The 18886-nt window shown below is 54.9% G+C and carries 19 protein-coding genes; 9 read left to right on the top strand and 10 right to left on the bottom strand.

Features of this window, described 5'->3' with window-relative positions:
* Nucleotides 1-196 precede the first annotated feature (196 nt).
* The 3 genes from B051_RS0116795 to B051_RS0116785 form a co-directional block, all read right to left on the bottom strand.
* Nucleotides 197-2287, bottom strand: coding sequence for a hypothetical protein (locus B051_RS0116795; RefSeq protein ID WP_018479383.1), 2091 nt, complete (start codon nucleotides 2285-2287; stop codon nucleotides 197-199).
* Nucleotides 2284-3036 (bottom strand): PorV/PorQ family protein, encoded by a 753-nt coding sequence (locus B051_RS21550; RefSeq protein ID WP_018479382.1) that lies wholly within the window; start codon nucleotides 3034-3036, stop codon nucleotides 2284-2286. The genes B051_RS0116795 and B051_RS21550 overlap by 4 nt, the downstream gene beginning before the upstream one ends.
* A gap of 219 nt (nucleotides 3037-3255) precedes the next feature.
* Entirely contained in the window at nucleotides 3256-5586 is a 2331-nt protein-coding gene (locus tag B051_RS0116785) for a S46 family peptidase (protein ID WP_026236476.1), read from the bottom strand.
* Nucleotides 5587-5683: 97 nt separating this feature from the next.
* Between B051_RS0116785 and yidD the strand changes: the two genes are divergently transcribed.
* Together yidD and B051_RS0116775 are read left to right on the top strand one after the other, a co-directional pair.
* Nucleotides 5684-5905 carry a membrane protein insertion efficiency factor YidD gene (yidD, locus tag B051_RS0116780; RefSeq protein WP_018479380.1) on the top strand — a complete coding sequence of 74 codons (222 nt, stop codon included), beginning with the start codon at nucleotides 5684-5686 and terminating at the stop codon, nucleotides 5903-5905.
* Between the two features lie 153 nt (nucleotides 5906-6058).
* A complete protein-coding gene (locus tag B051_RS0116775) occupies nucleotides 6059-6361 on the top strand; it encodes a hypothetical protein (protein WP_018479379.1) in 303 nt (100 codons plus the stop codon).
* A 135-nt stretch (nucleotides 6362-6496) separates the two neighbouring features.
* Here B051_RS0116775 and B051_RS0116770 read toward each other — a convergent pair whose 3' ends face one another.
* The 6 genes from B051_RS0116770 to B051_RS0116750 form a co-directional block, all read right to left on the bottom strand.
* The gene (locus tag B051_RS0116770; protein ID WP_018479378.1) at nucleotides 6497-7081 is read right to left on the bottom strand and encodes a flavodoxin family protein; all 585 of its coding nucleotides are present in this window, start codon (nucleotides 7079-7081) and stop codon (nucleotides 6497-6499) included.
* Nucleotides 7082-7133: 52 nt separating this feature from the next.
* Complete coding sequence (locus tag B051_RS22515) at nucleotides 7134-7262, bottom strand: serine hydrolase (RefSeq protein WP_157579013.1); 129 nt, start codon at nucleotides 7260-7262, stop codon at nucleotides 7134-7136.
* An 80-nt stretch (nucleotides 7263-7342) separates the two neighbouring features.
* On the bottom strand, nucleotides 7343-7762 hold the full coding sequence (locus B051_RS0116765; protein WP_245539651.1) for a GNAT family N-acetyltransferase: 420 nt from the start codon (nucleotides 7760-7762) through the stop codon (nucleotides 7343-7345).
* A gap of 20 nt (nucleotides 7763-7782) precedes the next feature.
* Nucleotides 7783-9201 (bottom strand): alpha/beta hydrolase, encoded by a 1419-nt coding sequence (locus B051_RS0116760; RefSeq protein WP_026236475.1) that lies wholly within the window; start codon nucleotides 9199-9201, stop codon nucleotides 7783-7785.
* 53 nt (nucleotides 9202-9254) lie between these two features.
* Nucleotides 9255-9920: an SdpI family protein gene (locus B051_RS0116755; protein ID WP_018479375.1), complete on the bottom strand. Its 666-nt coding sequence runs from the start codon at nucleotides 9918-9920 to the stop codon at nucleotides 9255-9257.
* Between the two features lies 1 nt (nucleotide 9921).
* On the bottom strand, nucleotides 9922-10179 hold the full coding sequence (locus B051_RS0116750; protein ID WP_018479374.1) for an autorepressor SdpR family transcription factor: 258 nt from the start codon (nucleotides 10177-10179) through the stop codon (nucleotides 9922-9924).
* Between the two features lie 402 nt (nucleotides 10180-10581).
* Between B051_RS0116750 and B051_RS0116745 the strand changes: the two genes are divergently transcribed.
* Nucleotides 10582-11226: a thioredoxin family protein gene (locus tag B051_RS0116745; protein WP_018479373.1), complete on the top strand. Its 645-nt coding sequence runs from the start codon at nucleotides 10582-10584 to the stop codon at nucleotides 11224-11226.
* A 78-nt stretch (nucleotides 11227-11304) separates the two neighbouring features.
* Here B051_RS0116745 and B051_RS22305 read toward each other — a convergent pair whose 3' ends face one another.
* Nucleotides 11305-13251: a peptidylprolyl isomerase gene (locus B051_RS22305; RefSeq protein ID WP_211214354.1), complete on the bottom strand. Its 1947-nt coding sequence runs from the start codon at nucleotides 13249-13251 to the stop codon at nucleotides 11305-11307.
* A gap of 142 nt (nucleotides 13252-13393) precedes the next feature.
* Here B051_RS22305 and B051_RS0116735 point away from each other — a divergent pair, with 142 nt between their 5' ends.
* The 6 genes from B051_RS0116735 to B051_RS0116710 all read left to right on the top strand — a co-directional run bounded on the left by B051_RS0116735 (nucleotide 13394) and on the right by B051_RS0116710 (nucleotide 18880).
* Nucleotides 13394-13882: a hypothetical protein gene (locus B051_RS0116735; protein ID WP_018479371.1), complete on the top strand. Its 489-nt coding sequence runs from the start codon at nucleotides 13394-13396 to the stop codon at nucleotides 13880-13882.
* A gap of 10 nt (nucleotides 13883-13892) precedes the next feature.
* Nucleotides 13893-14384, top strand: a complete 492-nt coding sequence (locus tag B051_RS0116730; RefSeq protein WP_018479370.1) for a hypothetical protein — start codon at nucleotides 13893-13895, stop codon at nucleotides 14382-14384.
* Nucleotides 14385-14791: 407 nt separating this feature from the next.
* Nucleotides 14792-15292, top strand: a complete 501-nt coding sequence (locus B051_RS0116725) for a hypothetical protein (protein ID WP_018479369.1) — start codon at nucleotides 14792-14794, stop codon at nucleotides 15290-15292.
* 274 nt (nucleotides 15293-15566) lie between these two features.
* A complete protein-coding gene (locus B051_RS0116720; RefSeq protein ID WP_026236472.1) occupies nucleotides 15567-16733 on the top strand; it encodes an MFS transporter in 1167 nt (388 codons plus the stop codon).
* Between the two features lie 306 nt (nucleotides 16734-17039).
* Entirely contained in the window at nucleotides 17040-17726 is a 687-nt protein-coding gene (locus B051_RS0116715) for a hypothetical protein (RefSeq protein ID WP_018479367.1), read from the top strand.
* A 311-nt stretch (nucleotides 17727-18037) separates the two neighbouring features.
* Complete coding sequence (locus B051_RS0116710; protein ID WP_018479366.1) at nucleotides 18038-18880, top strand: serine O-acetyltransferase; 843 nt, start codon at nucleotides 18038-18040, stop codon at nucleotides 18878-18880.
* The last annotated feature ends 6 nt before the right edge of the window (nucleotides 18881-18886 follow it).

Below are 18886 nucleotides of genomic sequence, written 5' to 3'. Positions count from 1 at the left end.
AGCAGTGACTGGTGCTCACGCTGCATCAGCTACTGCACTGCCCATACCTGAACATCAGTAGTGACCGACTTCCCTCATGGAGGTAGATGCCCTGTTCACAAGACAAGGAAGAGCAATTGGACCAGGGCCTGTGCTTCATGAAAACCCCATAACGTTTCGTAATTTAACTGTCTCAAAACGACAAGGAGATAACACCTTAGAACCTATACCTGACCTGCGCCTTCACATCCGACCGCCTTGGCCCTTCAATCGTCTCTAGGCCGGAGCCGACGGTGTCCTGATTGCGGTAGTGCGTCAGGCTGTATTTCACCCACACATCCAGTTTTCGCATGGGGCGCAGCTGTAGCAGCACGTACATCCGGGTGCCTCTGCCGCTGAAGGCAGGTACAGAAAAAGCATACAGCACATCCCGCTCAAACGCATACTGCCGGGTTTCATAGTCATCGGTGTCAAAAATTGCGTAGCGGGTGCTCAGGCGGACTCGGTTGAAATTAAGATTGACATCCTGCGCAATGAAGTAGCCTGTAGTTTGCGGCGACTCCAAGTCAAAGCTGCTGAACTGCACCCGGGAGCGCAGGTTGACAATCGGCGTTGGTGAGAACTCATAGTAAAGCAGGTAATTCTTGCGATCGGCCTGCCCCACGTAGTCCAGACTGGTGCTATTGTTTGCCACATTGCGCCCTTTGCTTTCGGCACGGAACTGTGCGTAGAGCGAGGTCTGCCGGTTGGGCTTGAAGTAGAGGCGCAGCAGGTACTCATCGCCATGGGAGGGTGCATCCACGCGGTAGCGGAGCCACGGAAACCGGAAGCGGTCGTAGTAGGCCGTAAGTTCCCACTTGGCAAATGGTTTTAGTTTGATGCCAGTGTAGAATCCCCGCTCATTGATGTTGCGGGTGCCTTCGCCGAACGCGTTGCCATAGAAGCTATGGAAGTCGCGGGCGTAGTAGCGGTAGAGCATGGCTAGCTCCACCTTGTTCGATAGGTTCGCAATCACGCCATTCACCGTACCCAGTCCGCCGCTTCTGGAGAGAGCTGTCTCGCCGAACAGGTACACGTTCTGGAAGGTATAGCTGTAGTTCGCGCTCATGTTGAAATTGCGGGTGCCGCCAAACTCAAAGCGCTGGTAAGGAGCGCCGGCTTTCCGGATGGGGGAGCTGTAAATGGTGGACATGGCCGTTATACCTGCCAACAGGGTGCGGTCACGGCTTTGGTAGGTGACGTTTCCCCCCATCAGTTGCTCCCGCGCCTGTCCCTTGTTGGCCAGCTCGGTGGGTGTGCGGTGGAAGCCGGAGGTCTGAATGCCGGTGAAGGATTCGCCGAAGGTGTCAAGTGTGTCGAGTTGGGTCTGCAGGTTGGCGTCCACGCGTTTGTTCGAGTAGAAACCCGTCACGTCCACCCGCCCCAAGGTATAGGTGGCGGCCGCTCCTCGGTAATAGGCGTATTCCAGCACAGAGCTGTAAGGCCTTATACCCAGATTGGCACGGCTGACGGTCGTGATGGTCTCGCTGCCTTTGCCCACGGCGTAGCCCGACGATAGCAAGAGTCCCTGTCCGAACTGCAGCTGGTAATCGCCTAAGGCAATCGTTTTAAACCTGCCTTTGTTGTAGAGCTGCAGGTGCGCCGAGTAAAAATCGAAGCCGTAGCGGCGGGTTTCGTTGTCCCAGGTGAACTGCTCGCCGGCGTCTTTCTCAGCGGTGATGCCCATGCTGTAGTCGCGGGTGTGGCTGACGCGGTAGCGCAGGTATAGCTTCTCGGGCGAACCCAGGTAGCGGGTGTTTGAGCGGCTGGAGGTGTCGATGTCGGTATAGCCGCGGCGCTCCTGCAGCGTGCGCTCGTAACGCAGTATGAGCGCGTTGTTGTCTTCACCCACAATCCGTTGCCACAAGGGGCGCTGGTCCGCGTTCAGTCCGGCATCGTCTACCCTGACAAAGTATACCAGCTTCTGGATGGTGAGGAGGTCGAAATCAGGTATAGCCTGCAGCTCGTAGATGCTGAGCAATTTACCATTCTCTTGGGTGTACTTGAAAAAGGATGCGATTTGCGGGCGTGATAGGATAAACAGCGAAGCCAGCTCCTCCGGCGTGGTATGGTTCAGGTCAATGGGCCGCTGGAAATACTGGAACAACGTCTCGTAAAAGTCTTCATAAGGCACATCGTCGTCCTCCTGCTGCGCGAACAGCTCCTGCACGAACAGGTCAAAGTCGAAGGTCTGGCGTGGGTAATCCTGCGCCTGCAGCGGCACCTGGAGGCAAAGCAGAAGCAGGAGCAGGCGTATAATTCGCATCATCGGCTGCTGCTTTGGAAGGTATAGGAGACGGAAAAGTGGTTGCTGATGCCCAGCAGCGTGGTGGACCCGAAGGCATAGTCCACGTGCAGGTGTCGTGCCCGGAAGCCAAGGCCAAAGGTGATGCTGTTGGTCTCGGTGCTGAAACCGGAGCGAATCGCGAGTTTGTCCTGCAGCAGTTGGTACTCTATACCTGCCTTGAAATCAGCGGGAAAGTCGATGTGCTTTTCGGTCTCCACGAGCAACAGGAGTTTCTGGTAAGGGCGATAGCCTAAGCCAGCCTTCATGATGGTAGGTAGCCGCTCGTCGTCGAAGGCCGCCAGCCTAGCCTGGTTGATGTTGTAGGCGTTGGCCCCGAAGAACAGGCCAGGTACCACTTCAGCCCGCCCGCCCACCGAGAGGGCAACCGCTTTATGGCTGCCATACCCTTGCGCCGACACCTGCCATACATCGGCCTTGGCCCCCAGGCTGAATTGCCCCAGCTTGTGCGCTATACCCAAACCAATGTGCTGCTGACTGTACAATTCATCACCGAACCGACTCAGGCTGAGGCCATAGTTTCCGTACTTGCTCGTAGGGTATACCGCCTGGAGTGCTACCGTTGTGAAGGCCCGCACGCCAAACCTGTTCTCCACGTAAGCCCCCACCTGCGGCTGCTTGAGTCCTGCTATACCTGCCACATTGTTGCTGAGCGCCCACAGGTCGGGTATGGTGACGGAGGCATTGCCTAGTGCCGCTGCCCGCGCACCCATAGGCACATCGGCCTGTGCCAGTGCAATGCATGGCAGGAAGAAGAGTAAGAAAGTAAGTTTGTTTCGTAGAAGTAGCGTTATCCCATGGAGTCCTGTTTTATAGCTAAAATGCTATCTACGAGGGCGTAGGAGGTAGGTTGTCAGAATCAGGATTCCGGCAAAACAAAAAAGGCGCTGGGGAAATCCCCAGCGCCTTTTGCTATGACTTAAAGCAGCAGCTTAGTTCTTCACTTCGAGCTTCACTGACTTCTTGCCGTCCTTTTTCTTCACTTTCACGCTTGACTTGCCAGCGGCCAAATCAGCTTTCGCCTCTTTCACGGCAGCGTTGAGCAGTTCAGCAGAACTATCGGCAGGGGTAGCGGCTGTCGCGGTGCCAGCTTCCGTTGCGCCTGGGCTGTCGGTGCTCACAATGGTCATCTCATTGATGAGGTTAGAGGCACCGGCGTATTTGTCCACCATGAACAGCACGTAGTTGGCGCTCACGTTGATGCAACGCTTGTAATCCGGGTCGTATACCAGGTCACCGGTCATGGCTTCCCAGTTGCCGTCGAAAGCAAGGCCAATCAGTTCTCCTTTGCCGTTGATAACCGGAGAACCGGAGTTACCGCCTGTGATGTCGTTGTCGGTGATGAAGTTCACAATCAGGTCGCCGTCCTTGTTGGCATAGCGGCCGTAATCCTTCGCCTCGTACAGTTGCTTCAGCTTGGCAGGCACGATGAATTCCTCGTTGCTAGGGTCCTCTTTCTGCATCACACCTTCCATGGTGGTGAAGGTCTCGTACGTCACACCGTCGACTGGCTTGTAGTTCTTCACAGAGCCGTAGCTCAACCGGATGGTAGAGTTCGCATCAGGGTAGTATACCTTGTCTGGGTTCATCTGGCGCAGACCAGCCACGTACAGGCGGTTCGCCTTAGCCAGTTTGGCGTTGGCTGCAGCCAGCTTAGGTGCGATGTTCGTCTGGTAGTTCTCCATGATGGAGTTCACCAAAGCGAAAGCCGGGTCGTTGGCCAGTTGCTTCTGCGTCGGGTTGGCCAGGAACTTGTCTACCTTCTGCTTGTCAACCACGAAGGAGTTGCTGTAGATGTAGTCAGCCAGCTTGTTGAAGTCGCCTTTGTACTTGGCCACCAGTTGCTTGAAAGCCTCCGGCTGCTGGTCTTTGGCGATGTCCTCGTGGTAGAACTTCATCATAGAGGCGAACACCTTCTTGTCAGTCGGCATGCTGTAGTCTTTGAAGAAGGCATCGGCTCTTGGCTGCAGGTCCTCAGCGGCCTTTTTGGCGGCTTCTGCGTTGCCTGACTTCAGGGCGTTGTTCAAAGCCGACATGCGGTAAGCGAAAAGCAGGGCCTCAGTCCCCAAAACAGCCTCGTTCAGGTATACGCTGCCCAGGTTATACTTCTCTATCTCGGCATAAGCCTCGTTCATCTCCTTCAGCGAAGTGCCGTAAAGCGCTTTGCGTTCCGCGTTGGCATCTGCCCAGGTCTGGAATTTCTTCTCGTCCGCCTGTTTGCCTTCTACGGTCTTCATGCGCTTGATGCCGTCGTTCTGGCCGATGGAGTACTTGTAGTAGTTAGCCGTGGAAGCATGTTTGGAGGCATACTTGATGCGGGTGGCATCGCTCTTGTCCATGTCTTCTTTCCACAGGGCCAGCTTCTTGTCGCGCAGCTTGATACGGGATTTGTTCAGTTGGTTCACGTCGAGTTTCAGACCTTCAGAAGTCATGAAGCGCTTGGTGCGGCCCGGGAAACCGAACACCATCGCGAAGTCGTCCTGCTCCACGCCGCCGATGTTGATAGGCAGGTGGTGCTTTGGCTTGTAGGGTACGTTTTTGTCAGAGTAGGCGGCAGGCTTTCCGTCCGGGCTCATGTACACGCGGAACATAGAGAAGTCGCCGGTGTGGCGCGGCCACATCCAGTTGTCGGTGTCGCCACCAAACTTGCCAACCGCAGACGGAGGCGTGCCTACCAAGCGCACGTCGTTGAAGCGCTCGTACACGAACAGGTAGAATTCGTTGCCGTTGAAGAAGTCGCGCACATAGGTCACATACTGGCCATTGCTGCTGGCTTCTTTGGCAATCGCCTGCATACGCTGTGCAGTCAGCTGCATGCGCTCCTGCTCCGGCGTGTTGTTGTTGATGCCTTCCAAAACTTTGCCTGTTACATCGTCCATGCGCACTAGGATGTCCACGAACAGACCTTCGTTTGGAAGCTCCTGTTTGCGGTCCATGGCCCAGAAGCCGTCAGTCAGGTAATCGTTCTCGGGGGTGGAGTGTGACTGAATCTGGCCGTAACCACAGTGGTGGTTGGTGAGCAGCAGACCTTCAGCAGAGATGAACTCGCCTGTGCAGAAACCACCGAATTGTACAATGGCGTCCTTGAGGCTGGAGTTGTTCACGTTGTAGATTTCTTCGGCAGTCAGCTGCAGGCCTTTCTTCTGCATATCCGCGTGGTTCAGGCGCTTGATGAGCATCGGCAGCCACATGCCTTCGTCCGCTTTGGCGAAGGGCGCGCTCAGCGAGACTAAAAGAAGGAGTGAAAGGATTCTTTTTAACATGAAATTATGTTTAGATTAGTTAAACTGTGTCAAAATTACCTAAAAATTGCGTTAGCTAACAGTTGTTCGGCAAATAAATGCGTACCATAACCATACCATGACCTGGCTCTTCAAGAAACTGCTGCTCGCGCTCATCTGGGTATACCGCAACATGCTATCGCCCCTCAAGCCAGCCACCTGTCGCTATACGCCCACCTGCTCAGCCTATGCTCTGGGAGCCGTGAACAAGTACGGGCCCTTCAAAGGAGGCTGGATGGCGCTCAGGCGCATTGGCCGCTGCCACCCTTGGGGAGGGAGTGGGTATGACCCGGTGCCGTAGAAAACCGTACCTATACCTGACCAGGCATTGGTTGATTGAAGCTACACCTGAATTAGGAAGATTAACTTCGCTTTCTGCCAATATTTCGTTAAACTGCAGTCTGTCCGGCATTCAGCCGCAGCCTAGGTTTTTCAAAGCTAATTAACGTAGGCTATGCTTATTACAATCAAGGAGCCTGACGGCTCTACCAGCCATACCGTTTCTCTCCATGACATTGATCGTGTAGAGACGCACACACTGAGTTATTTCGGGAAGCAGGCTTATAACCTATACCTGTATGTGAAAAACGGGGGAGGAGAACATTTTCTACTTTTCAATTACCGGTGCCCCTGTAATATGGAGCGGGCCGGGAAGGTGCTTTGTTCTCTCCTTGAGAAGGAACACACCGGAAGAGTACCGGCTGTGGAGGCATCGGTTGAGCTATTCCCGCAGGCCGCGCCCGCTGCCTTGCTGTAGCCATACCTCTGCAAGCTTCTTTGAGTCAGAAACGCTGTAGATTTTCTGGCTTGCATCATTCAGACAAAGTTTCTGTTGTGGCGCATTTGTTTAGTACTTCTCAATCATGCCAGTACCAAGACTGTCTTTTGGCATCTATTTGCTCGCGGTGTACCGGAGCATCTGCTTCACCATGGTTGTTGCGGTGCTGGCGTAATCTTTCTCATACTTTTCCATGAGCTCTTCGCGTGTAGGTTTTTTTCCCTTCGCCTGCTTTTCCCACAGCACAGATAGGGTCGCATAAGGTGGCAGGGCAAGCCCAATGGCGTTGTAAAAATTGCTCAGGTTAGCAATCACGTGCTGCGCTCCATCCGAGTCGCCGGTTATCACAATGCCACCCACTTTTCCTTCCAGCCTGGACTGCTGGCCTTTCATTATCTCGTCGTGCAGCTCATCGAGCCGCTCAATCACACGCTGTATCTCTGACGACTGATTATTCCACCAGATAGGGGTCGCCATGATGATGATGTCTGCATGGAGCAGCTGCCGGAGGATGTCTGGCCAATCATCCCCTTCGCCCATGTCGCTATAGGTGCCCGGAAGAATATGGTGCTCCGCCAGTTTGATGATAGAGCACTCAACATCCTGTTTGCGCAAGTGTTCAGCCAGAAATTCTGATAAAGTCTCTGTATTGGAGAGGCCTTCTTTTTTGAGTGTACCGAGTAAAATGATTGCTTTCATACTCTGATTACTCAAAAAGCAGAGCACTAGTTGATGCAGGCCACATACCAGGTCAGCCGACAGGTATGCCAGGATGCTGTTCGTCAAGCCGAAGCCCGCCTTCCCGAGGCAGGCGCAGTACGAGCGGCGCAACGAGAAGCTTGTTGGTGCTGGCAAAGTAGAACGGAGAGTCAGGCTGCATAGCACGATTTTGCCGAGGAGCGTCTGTTGGCCCAGGTTTTATCTAGTGTGGGTTGGCTTTCCTCAGTTCAGACGGAACGTTTACGAAATCCCATCAAACACCTTCTGCTCCTTGCTTTCACTAAAGCCGATGCGCCTGTAGAAGGCATGTGCTTCCATTCTGCTGCTGTTGCAGCGCACCCTGATTTTGTGCACGCCCCTTTCCAGGGCCCATGCCTTCACCTGCTCCACCAGCATTAACCCGATGCCTTTGCTACGGTAATCGGCATCCACCACCAGTCCCCCAACCTCAACAAAGGCATCAGACTCCAGCCGGAAGGTATGGAAGCCATGAATCCAGCCTATCAACTTCTCATCGGCCACCGCCACATAGCCACAGTGGTCCCGGTTTTCTAGGACTGCCTGGATGCGCTGCGCCGTGGCCGCAACAGATGCGCTATACCCAAGCTGACCGGAGAGCCTGGCGATGGCGGCTGCATCCTGTTCTGTTATTTTTCTCAAAGTTATTACCATACGCTGCGTTATTTCACCACACTCTTCATCCAGGTGCTGATGGTTTCCAGCGCCAGCGGAGACATGGTCTCTTCTATGCTGCCATACTCAGTGTGCAAGCCTGTCTTGGCGGTCTGGAAGAGGTGGTTGAGGTCACGCATGATTTTGAAGGTGGAGCGCGTGTTGCCGCCCGCTTTCAGGGCTCTCCCGGTGGCGGTCAGGTTTTGGGGAGCGGGCACCTGCAAGTCCTTGCTGCCATTGAGGGCGAGCACCGGCATCTGGAGCTTCTGCAAAGTAGGAGCCGGGTCGTAGGCCAGGTAGTAGCGCATCCAGGGGCTGCTGAGTTGGGCCACGATGGCCTGTTCGCTCTGCGGTGTGAGTCCCAGTTGCTTCTGCTCCTGTTCCGTCATCTGTGCTTTGGCCTCTTGTTCCAGCGCCTTTATTTTAATTGCAGCCGTCTGCACGTTGGCCTCTGAGGCGGCTACCTCAAACTGGGCGCGGCGCAGCTTCAGTAGCTTGTGCAAGGTAGCATCGGGTACGCCGCCTGCCTTGAAAATGGCTTCGTTTTGGGCCACCAGCAGCTCCGTTCCAGGTACGGCATTGCCCGCCATCAGCACCACAAAGGCCACGTCCGGGTTGGCTGCGGCCACTTTGGAGGCAATCAACGCGCCTTCACTTAGGCCAAGCAGGCCAATCTTTTTTGGGTTGACTTCTTGGCGGCTTTTGAGGAAGGTATAGGCGGCCTGGGCATCGGAGGCGAAGTCAGCGGTAGTGGCGGTGGCCGGGTTGCCTCCCGATTTGCCCGCGCCCCGGTCATCGAGGCGCAACACGGCAAAGCCCTGACGGGTCAGGTGGTCGGCCAGAACCAGGAAAGGCTTGTGCCCCAGCACCGTCATGTCCCGGTCCTGCAGGCCGGAGCCGGTAAAGAGAATCACGGCCGGGTGGTTGCCCTTGCCCTGCGGTACGGTCAGCGTTCCGGCCAGCGTTATACCTGCCTCCTTGTTCTCTACGGTGACTTCCTGCTCCTGGTAGGGGTAGGGCTTTACCGGTTCCTGAGGACGGCGGGGGGCTTCTGCCGCTCCTTTTTTGAGTTGCATCGGGAATGCCTGCCCGCTTTGTTTCCAGTGACCGTCTATCGTTTCAGCGTTGGTTATTTTGCCGGCATACACGCCGCCAATGGCGCGGATGTTCAGGTAGAGGCTGTCCTGCGTCAGTTTCACCTCCTGCACCGGTATCCCTTTAGCACCCTGCTGCGGACTGTCCATGGTGGCGGTCAGGGAGCCGCTCTCGTCAGATGTCAGGTGGATGACCAGGGGCAGGCTGGTGCCGCCAATGCTCAGGGCACCGTTCCAGGTGCCTTTGATTTGCTCTGGTTTAACAGTCTGTTGCGCAGCAACTACTATCGGGGCGAGTAGGGCCAAGAGGAGAGTAAGGATTGGTCGTGTCATGTTTGCTTTTTATGAGATGCTGAAAGAAGCTACACCTGTCGTGGAATTGGCTGCTATGACTGTTGCCCCAGCTGCTGCTCCCTGCGCGACTCAAGGTACGAGTACACGACCGGCACCAGGACCATCACGCCCACCGTAGCCAGGAATAGTACTTGGCGCATACCGGAGCCCGGGAACAGGGCCAGCACAAGCATCAGCAATCCGCCTGCCATCCAGATGCGGCCGCCCAAGCGGTGCGTCTTGCGCCATACCTGCTCGCTCTCCAGCGTCCAGGGCGTTTTGATGCCGATGAAGTAGTTGGGCTTGATGGCCTGAAAATAGTTACCTAGTGCCACGAATAGCCCACCCAGCAGCAGGAACAGGATGTTGAACTGGAAGGTGGCGGGGTGGGTGGCGTTGTAGATGAGGAACACTGAAAGCGCCGCCATGAACACCACCAGGATGTAGCGCAACTGGGTATACTTGCTGCCCATGTACTCCAGTTTCCGCTTCGGGTCGATGCGGGGGATGAGGAGCAGCAACATGTTAAGGACAACCGTCGTGAAGAAGATGATGCCGATAAGGGCTGTCTTTCCCGCCCAGCCGTCTGCCTCGCCTTTGAGGTTGAAGTGCACTGGCACCTGTTCCGGCAGCTCGTTCCATACCAGCGCCAGGTATAGGAAGGGGAGGAGGGCGATTACCCATAGGAGGATTTCTTTGGGAAGGCTGTTCGGTTTCATCTTATGCATCTTTCAGGTTGATAATCCATTTCATGATGTCGTCCAGCACGGTGGTGTTGAGGGAGTAGATGACAAACTGCCCCTGCTTTTCCGACGTCACCAGCTCTGCCTGACTCAGGATGTCGAGGTGGTGCGATATGCTGGGTTTGGTGATGTTGAAAGCCTCCGCAATCTCACCGGCCGTCAGGTCCTTCTCCTTCAATAGGTTCAGAATCTCCCGGCGGGTCTGGTCGTTGAGCGCTTTGAAGACTTTGTTCACGGGTACGCTTAGGTATTTAGGTAAATATCTAAATATAATCTGAAAATGCAAAACATTTACTCAGAAATGCTGTTTTAGCTCCTCTGTCTGTTAATGCCTACCTTTGTAGTAGCAGATGATTGCAGAGCGCCCTACCCAAAGCGCCTCCCTACGATTCTCAAAAAGGATGGGCCACGGCTCCAATTTTGCCTTAGCACAAAGGCAGGCGTGCGGCGGCTTTTAGCTAAGACTGCTGCAGCCCGCTCTAATAAAATGAGAACCATTCAGGAGAAACAAGGTAGTATAGACAGGGGCTAACCATGGCACCAAGAGAAGGAAAACAGCCATATTGATAAGGGTGGAAGTGACATTATATGGATTTACGTTCAACAGATTGTTTGATACACGAAGAATAAAGAGACTATGTCTGATACAGTAATCACAAGAGAACACCTGGCGAAAGCCATAACCTACACACACTACAGAGAACTCATCGACCAGTTGCTCGCTGAGAACAAAACCACGGGTACCAACCATGCTGAGGCCATGGTGGAGTATACCCGCATGAACGCCCAGCGCATGCGGCGCGTCGAGAAAACCACCGTGCTGGACGATGAGCTTGTGGAGTTGATGCTGAGCGTGCAGAACAAGATGATTTGGGTAATCCTGACGGAGGCCTGGTGCGGCGATGCTGCCCAAACGGTGCCTGCCATGGTCAAGATTGCAGAAGCTTCGCCCCTGATTGAGGTGAAACTGCTGCTGCGCGATGAGAACCTGGATGTGATGGATGCCTACCTGACTAACGGGGGCCGCTCCATCCCGAAACTGATTGTGCTGGACGCCGATACCTTGGAGGAGATAGGCACCTGGGGGCCGCGCCCTGCAGCGGCCCAGCAGCTCTTCAATGAGATGAAGGCGCAGGAGGTGCCGTACCAACAGTTTGTAGAGCAGCTGCACGGCTGGTATGGCAAAGACCGAAGCCGCACCCTGCTCGAGGAGTTCAAGCAACTCATTCGTAATTGGTCACGCCTGCAGAGCCCCGAGGAACAGCCAATGGAGCGCCTTTAGGAAAATGGCATAAACCAGAAAGAGGCGGCTCACCAGAGCCGCCTCTTCTTATTCTATACTAGCCTACAAGGTATGGCTTTAAAGCAGCTGCACCGAAACTATCTTGTCGCCTACCTCCAGTTGATGCACCACGTCCATACCCTGCACTACCTTCGCGAAGATGGTATAGCGGCCATCGAGGTGCGGGGCGGGGGAGTGCGTAATGAACCATTGGTTGCTTTCGGTGTCCTTTCCGGCGGAGGCCATACCCACATAACCCTCATGGTATTGCAACGGCGCGAACTCAGAGCGGATGGAATAGTCGGAGCTGCCCCAGCCATCGCCGCGCTTGTCGCCGCCCTGGGCCACAAAGTTAGGCACCACCCGGTGGAAGTACAGGCCGTCAAAGAACTGCTTCTTGGTCAGCTCCACAAAGTTGGCCACTGAGCCCGGGGCATCTTCCACGAACAATTCCAGCACAATGTCTCCCTTCTCCGTCTGGATGCGCACTTGCTGGTCTGGGGCGATGGTCTGCACCAGTGCCCAGTCAATGGGGTGCGTGAACGGGTTCTCCGGTGTAGTGACATTGTTGTTGCCGCTCAGGTAGTCAATGGTCTTCTGCAGCTCGATGTTGGTCTCCATGTCACGGGGCAGCACGAGTTTCTGCTGGGCCTGCGTAATGAAGGTATAGTCTTTATACAAATCGCGGTAGTTGAGTTTCGGGTCGCGAATGACGCCGGCCGCCATTCCCACCAGGGCCACATCGCCGGAGCCTATACCTTGCTTGAATATAGCTGCGAAATCCTGCTCCAGTGCCTTCGGGAAATCAGGCTGCTGGCGCATGCCCACCAGCGCTTCCATGCCATACGTGGCGATAACGGGCTGCGGAGCGGCAAAGGTCTGTTCTGCTATGAACTTGTAGTTGTCGAAATCCGCGGAGAGTGCCTTCAGGAGGTGGGCCTTGTCGTAGGGGTTCTGGGTGTTCTGGTAGAGCTGCTGGTACTGTTTGCTCAACTGGGCCTTGTCCTGGCTCTTGCGCAATATCACCCAGATGAGCCCAGCCCGAACGCGCCCATCCTTCACCTGCTCCAAGGCAGATTGCATGGGCTGTGCTGGAATGTCTTTGGCGTTCGCCTGCAGGAACTCCGCCGTGGCGACCGCGGTGTTGATGTTCTTGTCCGTCAATCCGGCGCGTATCGCTTCGTCAATCTCCTCAAACTCCAGACCTGTCATGGCGCGTATGGCACTGAGGCGCACGCGGTAATCAGGGTCGCTCTGGGCTATACCTGACAGCACAGTGGCTTTGTCGCGGGCGCCCACCTTGCCGAATGCCTGAGCCACCGCCATGCGTACCACCGCCGACTCGTCGGAGGTGGCGGAGGTGGTGAGCTGCTGTCTGTAAGCCGACAGGTCCAGCTTTGGGGTGCGAGCCAAAAAATGGGCAGCGGCCAGACGAGCCTCTAAGGGCGTGTCCGGCGAAAGCCACTGCACCGCCCTGTCAATGCCCTGTCTGCTGTGTTGCTGCCGCATACCGGCCCGGTAGATGCCCCAGGCCTGACCAGCCAGCGCCGTTGGATTAGACGCTTGGTAATTAGCCAAGTAGGCTACGCCTGCCGCATCTGCCAGCTTTCCCAATGCCTTCAGCAGCTCAGCCTGCACCTCCGGCCGCCGCTCCTGGTTCAAGTGCTGGATGATAGCGCTCTGTGCTTTTTTGTGACCCGTCTGCCCGAGGGCATAGGCCACCGCTATCCTGACATCTGTGGCTGTATCAGAGAGGGTGCTGAGCAGCTGCGGAATAGCCAGCGTGTCCTGCACAGAGGCAAAAGCGATGGCTGCCTCCTGCCGGTACTGAGCCTTGGGGTGGCTCAGGAAGGGGAGCAGCTCAGCCGTCTTGCGCTCATCCTGCAAGGTATACAGCTGCTGCAGGGTGGCATCTGCAAATTTGTTGATGCCCTGCGGGATCTCCGGAGCCTGGCTTTGCTGCGGCTGTTGCTGACAGGCCGCCAGAGCCGCCAAGGCGAAAATCAAGGTATAGCGCTTTCTCATGTACATCAGATATGGAAGTTTGAATATACTAAAAGCCGGCAGAAGGAGCCCCCTGTGCCGCAGGTTTTTTGGGACTATGCTAGATTCTGCTTTTGGAAATCCGCTTTATTCAGTATATTGAATCCTTAATAAACAGAAATCCATGCAAGAAATCAGCATACGCTTGTTTTCCAGCGCCTACAGTGTGAGGTCTAGGCTGGAGCGCGTTCTGCTCCTGATGGCCCTGCTCTCCATCGCGTTGCACGGTTGGCTGCTCTACCAACTCATCGCCGTCAAGGATTTCCACTCGGCCATGACCTTCCTATACCTGTTCAGTCTGCTGCCTGTCTGCCTGTTTCTGGCGTCTATGTGGCTGGACAAGAACCCCGGTTACAACAGGCACCTGACTTTGCTGACCACTGGCGTGCGCTACCGCAAAGGCTTTATGCAGCCCGAGCACGAGTTTGACTGGGAGGAGGTGGATAGCATCCGGCTGGAGCCGCGACAGGTGGTTTTCTTGCTCAAGAACGAGGAACAGCATGAGGTGAGCCTGCAGGCCATCCGGAGCGAGGAGGTGCTGCATCGGGTAAGGAGCGGAATTTTAGACATTGCCGCTGAAAAAGAGATTGAAATCATACACCCGCAACTCTAACCCACTAGCTATGTACGTGAACTTATACCCGGCTCAACAACTGAAGCGCACGAAGCGCGTGCTGCTCTGGAGCGGCGTGTTCCTGCTTTGCGGGGGCGTATTGGCCGTGCTGCATGAAGTGGCCTTGGAGGAACCGACACATTGGGGACGGGTTATCGCGGCCGGGCTGGTGCTGGGGGCTGGTGCGGTGTGCGCCGCCATTGGGCTCGACAGGATACCCCTCCGGGATGCCTATTTCTCCATGACGCCGGAAAGAATCAAATACCGTCTGCGCCTGTTCGGGCCGGAACGCGAAATACAATGGCAGAGCATCGACAGCATCCAGGCGTCGGAGCACACGGTGCTGATTGAATTGAAGGATGGCTCACAGGCCGTGATGCGCCTGGGGAATATCCAGTGCAGCCGGACCGCCAATCATGTGAGCGTGAGTCTGCAGCTGGCGGCCATCGAGCAGAACGTGGAGGTGAACAAGGTGCCTGCAAACGCTCAGAAAATCGCCTGACTTTCTCCCCAAGGCTTTCAATTTCTAAGTAGCAAACAAGGACTTTGTGCTGTTCCTAGGAACTAGCTGCCTTACTTGCTGTGACCCCTCTTTTTCTTGCTGCCAGCTATCCGTCTCAATAAAAATATTGCATTTAAATAAGTCGAAACTTCATAAACAGATTAGAGGGTAGCGCGTATACAATTAAAAATAATATTTTATTAATAGTTTTTTGCAATTTAAGATTCCTGCTACAGGCTTAGGGCACTGCTATGGCGGCTTCAGCTATACCCTGAACTGAGGGACTCAATGCCGTTGCAGGTATGATTAGTTACGCGATAAGAACCAAGGTATAGCATCTCACTGCTACTGGCCGCTTACCCTGCCGCCGGAAGCTAATATAGTGAACAATTTATAGGTAAGACTTTATGTACATCAGCCTTTTCTCTGCCAAGCAACTTGAGCAAATCAAGCGGAACATGCTTTGGCTGGGGCTGTTCTTTTTCAGCGGAGGTATGGCTGCTTTCCTCAACGATGTGTTTATCCGGGAGGAGACCCGGTGGTACTGGGCACTGGCTGCTGCTTTGATTTGCGTGACAGGGGTACTATTAGTGGCGGTAGGCACAGGCAGAGTACAGCTCAAAGAGGCTTATTTCTCGATGACTCCAGCCATGATAAGCTACAAACTGAGCCTCTTTAGCAGCGAGCGGCAAATCTACTGGCAGCAGGTGCACAGCGTGCAGGTGTCGGAGCGGTACATCCTGTTCGATTTAAATGGTGGCAGGCAGGTGCTGATGCGCCTGGGACTGATTCAAAGCCCCAGCGCAGCCAGTCAATTGGCCATGCACGTGCAGATGGCGGCCGCTGAGCACCATGTCAAACTCACAGGCATGCGCATATTCACTCAGTCTCCTGGCGGAGCCGCCTGACTGTTCAAATTCACCTCACCCTCTTCCTGCGTCTGCACCGGTTAATCCTGCCTGGACACGCTCTCCATGCCTTCACGCCATACCTGTAGCGTCGGCAAAGGGCGCCTATACCTGTCACAGTCCTTTGCTTCGCAGGACAATCCTTATAGTCAATCAAGCTAATTCGGTCAGCTATGCCGCTTTGCCTCAATCTGCCAACAGCCTTTATAAGAATTGGCATTGGCTCTGGTTTGGGAGCGAAGGTTTCCCCAAATTTGCAGCCTGATTACATTTTATGGCTGAGCAGAAAACGCGTGTGTATGGGCTTCAATTCGGATTGCTGTGTTTAAGCTCCTTTTTGTTCTTTTCCAGTTTCAACATGATTATCCCGGAGCTGCCCAACTACATCACCAAGCTGGGCGGCGCCGAATATAAGGGTCTGATTATCGCGCTTTTCACGCTGACAGCTGGCTTGTCGCGGCCGTTCAGCGGGCAGCTGGCTGACAAGGTGGGGCGTGTGCCGGTGATGTTGGTGGGCGGTGCAGTCTGCATCATCTGCGGGTTCCTTTACCCGGTCACGGGCTCGGTGGCGGCGTTTCTGCTGCTGCGGCTGGTGCATGGCTTCTCGACTGGTTTCACACCTACGGGCACCGCCGCCTATGTGGCTGATATCATCCCGATGGACCGAAGGGGAGAGGCCACCGGTTTGCTGGGCCTGTCCGGAAGCCTGGGTATGGCGGCGGGACCGGCGCTTGGGGCAGCCATCGCCAACAACTTCTCGCTCGACACCATGTTCTACTCCTCGTCGTTGGCGGCTTTCCTGTCGGTGGCCGTAGTGGCGCGCATGCACGAGACGCTGGACAACCCGAACCGTTTCCGGATGGGCCTGCTCAAGATATCGCGCAGCGAGATATTTGAACCTCGTGTGGTGTCGCCGTCGGTGGTGATGCTGCTCACCGTCATTTCCTTCGGGGGCATTCTCACCATCATACCAGACTTCAGCGAGTACCTGGGTATACAGAACAAGGGGCTTTTCTTCTCCAGCTTCACGCTCTCCTCACTGGCCATCCGCTTTCTGGCCGGCCGCGTGTCAGACAGGTATGGCCGCATCAAAGTGCTTCGGGTGAGTTCGGCGCTGCTGGTCGTGGCGATGGGCATGATAGGCTTTGCCACCTCTGCCACAGGCCTGCTGGTGGCGGCGGCCGTTTTTGGGGTAGCCGTGGGCATGAACTCACCCACCGTCTTCGCCTGGACCATCGACCTGAGCCATCCGGAGCGCCGGGGCAGGGCCATGGCCACCATGTACATTGCCATGGAGGCAGGTATAGGATTGGGAGCCCTTTCCTCGGGTTGGATTTATAGCAACGACCCGTCTAGGTTCCCGCTCGTCTTCTGGACCGGAGGCGCTTGCGCCGCGGTGGCTTTTTTGTACTTGTTGTTCTTTGTTAAAAATGAACAATAGCAATATAGTGCTATTCAGGCAAAAATATTATTGATTTATTTAGCATTGACAGACAAGGAGTTATATTCTGAATTGCACTAATATTTAAGATAATATTCTGATTTTCTTGCTTTCGACCAATCCATAACAAGACATCTCCGTAAAAGCCTCTAAAGCTGTTCTTCACTTATCTCATTCCTGCAACAACCTGGCTTCTGTCCCTCAGGCACGCATTGTTTCAATGCTCGCTTCAGTAACCTTAGCACGTGGCATCAGGGAAAGGTATAAGCAGACAGCGGTAAATTTTTAACTGGAGCCAAAGGTATAATGAAGATGATTGGGAACATGATTGCACTCGCCATGCTGGGTATAGTATCAATGGGATGTGAAAAGGAAGAGCAAATGACAGAGCCAATGGCTTTGTCGGAAGTGAAAAGATACGGCACCGACCCCACCAGCTGTGAGATAATTGAATTCGACGAACAGGAATACAGCACAGGCGGTACCATTGCCATGGCCTACAGCCAGGGCACACCCGTGGGAGTATCGGCACAGCGCCGCCTGCCGAACGGGACCTACAGAACTGAAAACGTAGCGAGGCTGTTTGACACCAGCAGTCCATCTGGCGCCCTTCAGGATTTCAGAACCCCAAATAACAACGCCATGCGCCCTATGGGCAACATCCTATTGGTGAACCAGGCCGAAGCGGGTGAGACCAACTTCTACGGCGAGGGAGGCCGCATCGAGATGGACTTCTCTGCCATGGGCAGCATCACCCTCAAAGGCATACATGTGCTCGACATTGAAGAGGACGAGGCCGGTTCTACCCTGGCCCTTTACAGCCAATCGGGGCAGCTCATCAAAACCATGCCGCTTCCTGTAACGGGCGGTAACGGCGCCACCCGTCTGCGCATCGATACACCGGGCGTACACAAGCTGGTCGTGACCTTTACCGGCAAGAAAAAGAAGTCCGGTGATGGCGCCATCGACGTCATAGAGTTCTGCCGCGACTAACCGGTACAGCTGCTACTACAGACAATATTACTATACAAATGCAAAAGGCTCCCTCAACCGAAGGAGCCTTTTGCATTTGCAGGTATAGCACAGGTATAGGATTTGTTTCCAGATGCCTAATAAGAAGATTGCACGACACTTAGGTATAGCTTTGTATTAATTCATGGCTCTGAGAGACGCTGAGGTATAATTGTTTGGCGCTGCTGCACACGGAACAGCGCTGACACGTATAGATAATCTGGTCTGTGGATGCGGCTTGGCGGCGTCCGCTGTTAAAACTTTATCATACACCAACTGGTTCAAGAACATAAATGGCGTACGTAAACCAAGCATTTGTGGAACATCTGGCGTCTGTACACCAGCAGGCGCGGCATGTGGTGCCGCACTCCATGAGTTGCGCGTTTTTGGATGGTGCACTGCAGCTTCTTTTCCCCTCCCTCTCGGAGCGCTCTTTCAGCAGCCGCCTGGAGATAGAACGCTCCCTGATACAGTTGCAGGAAGACCTGGAACGCATACTCATCCGGATTCAGGAGCGGCTTCCCGGAGAGCCAGGCGCCTTGGCGGCGGATTTCTTTGAGGCTTTGCCACAGTTGCAGCGCCAGCTCATGGACGATGCCGCCGCCATTGAGGCCGGGGACCCTGCCGCTGTGAATGTGGATGAGGTCATCCGTACCTATCCAGGTTTTTTTGCGGTGGCGGTATACAGGCTGGCGCACCAGTTCTGCCAAATGGGAGTGCCGCTGCTGCCCCGGGTGCTGTCGGCCTACGCCCACACCCGGACAGGTATAGACATACACCCCGGCGCACAGATTGGCGCCCGCTTCTGTATCGACCATGGCACCGGCGTGGTCATCGGACAGACCGCCGTTATAGGCAACGATGTGAAGATATACCAGGGCGTGACATTGGGCGCCTTAAGCGTAGACAAAGCCATGGCGAACATAAAAAGACACCCAACCATAGAGGACAGCGTGGTCATCTATGCAGGAGCTACCATCTTAGGAGGCAACACCGTAGTGGGCAGGCGCAGTATCATTGGCGGTAACGTGTGGCTGACCGAAAGCGTGCCGCCCTATGCGCGGGTCTATCACCGGCCGCAGATAAAGGTGAGCTATTATGACGACCCCGTAGATATACTGAATTTCTCTATTTAAACTACA

Origin of the sequence: Pontibacter roseus DSM 17521 (assembly GCF_000373265.1) — a bacterium.
In the GTDB taxonomy this organism is placed as follows: Bacteria; Bacteroidota; Bacteroidia; order Cytophagales; family Hymenobacteraceae; genus Pontibacter; species Pontibacter roseus.
Note: the sequence above shows the minus strand (reverse complement) of the source record. Positions and strands in the feature narration are given on the sequence as shown.

Bases quoted from the DNA above. Each gene is read 5' to 3' on its own strand.
- B051_RS0116795 (WP_018479383.1), bottom strand. From the start codon at position 2,287: ATGATGCGAATTATACGCCTGCTCCTGCTTCTGCTTTGCCTCCAGGTG.
- B051_RS21550 (WP_018479382.1), bottom strand. From the start codon at position 3,036: ATGGGTGCGCGGGCAGCGGCACTAGGCAATGCCTCCGTCACCATACCC.
- B051_RS0116785 (WP_026236476.1), bottom strand. From the start codon at position 5,586: ATGTTAAAAAGAATCCTTTCACTCCTTCTTTTAGTCTCGCTGAGCGCG.
- yidD (WP_018479380.1), top strand. From the start codon at position 5,684: ATGACCTGGCTCTTCAAGAAACTGCTGCTCGCGCTCATCTGGGTATAC.
- B051_RS0116775 (WP_018479379.1), top strand. From the start codon at position 6,059: ATGCTTATTACAATCAAGGAGCCTGACGGCTCTACCAGCCATACCGTT.
- B051_RS0116770 (WP_018479378.1), bottom strand. From the start codon at position 7,081: ATGAAAGCAATCATTTTACTCGGTACACTCAAAAAAGAAGGCCTCTCC.
- B051_RS22515 (WP_157579013.1), bottom strand. From the start codon at position 7,262: ATGCAGCCTGACTCTCCGTTCTACTTTGCCAGCACCAACAAGCTTCTC.
- B051_RS0116760 (WP_026236475.1), bottom strand. From the start codon at position 9,201: ATGACACGACCAATCCTTACTCTCCTCTTGGCCCTACTCGCCCCGATA.
- B051_RS0116755 (WP_018479375.1), bottom strand. From the start codon at position 9,920: ATGAAACCGAACAGCCTTCCCAAAGAAATCCTCCTATGGGTAATCGCC.
- B051_RS0116745 (WP_018479373.1), top strand. From the start codon at position 10,582: ATGTCTGATACAGTAATCACAAGAGAACACCTGGCGAAAGCCATAACC.
- B051_RS22305 (WP_211214354.1), bottom strand. From the start codon at position 13,251: ATGAGAAAGCGCTATACCTTGATTTTCGCCTTGGCGGCTCTGGCGGCC.
- B051_RS0116735 (WP_018479371.1), top strand. From the start codon at position 13,394: ATGCAAGAAATCAGCATACGCTTGTTTTCCAGCGCCTACAGTGTGAGG.
- B051_RS0116730 (WP_018479370.1), top strand. From the start codon at position 13,893: ATGTACGTGAACTTATACCCGGCTCAACAACTGAAGCGCACGAAGCGC.
- B051_RS0116725 (WP_018479369.1), top strand. From the start codon at position 14,792: ATGTACATCAGCCTTTTCTCTGCCAAGCAACTTGAGCAAATCAAGCGG.
- B051_RS0116720 (WP_026236472.1), top strand. From the start codon at position 15,567: ATGGCTGAGCAGAAAACGCGTGTGTATGGGCTTCAATTCGGATTGCTG.
- B051_RS0116715 (WP_018479367.1), top strand. From the start codon at position 17,040: ATGAAGATGATTGGGAACATGATTGCACTCGCCATGCTGGGTATAGTA.
- B051_RS0116710 (WP_018479366.1), top strand. From the start codon at position 18,038: ATGGCGTACGTAAACCAAGCATTTGTGGAACATCTGGCGTCTGTACAC.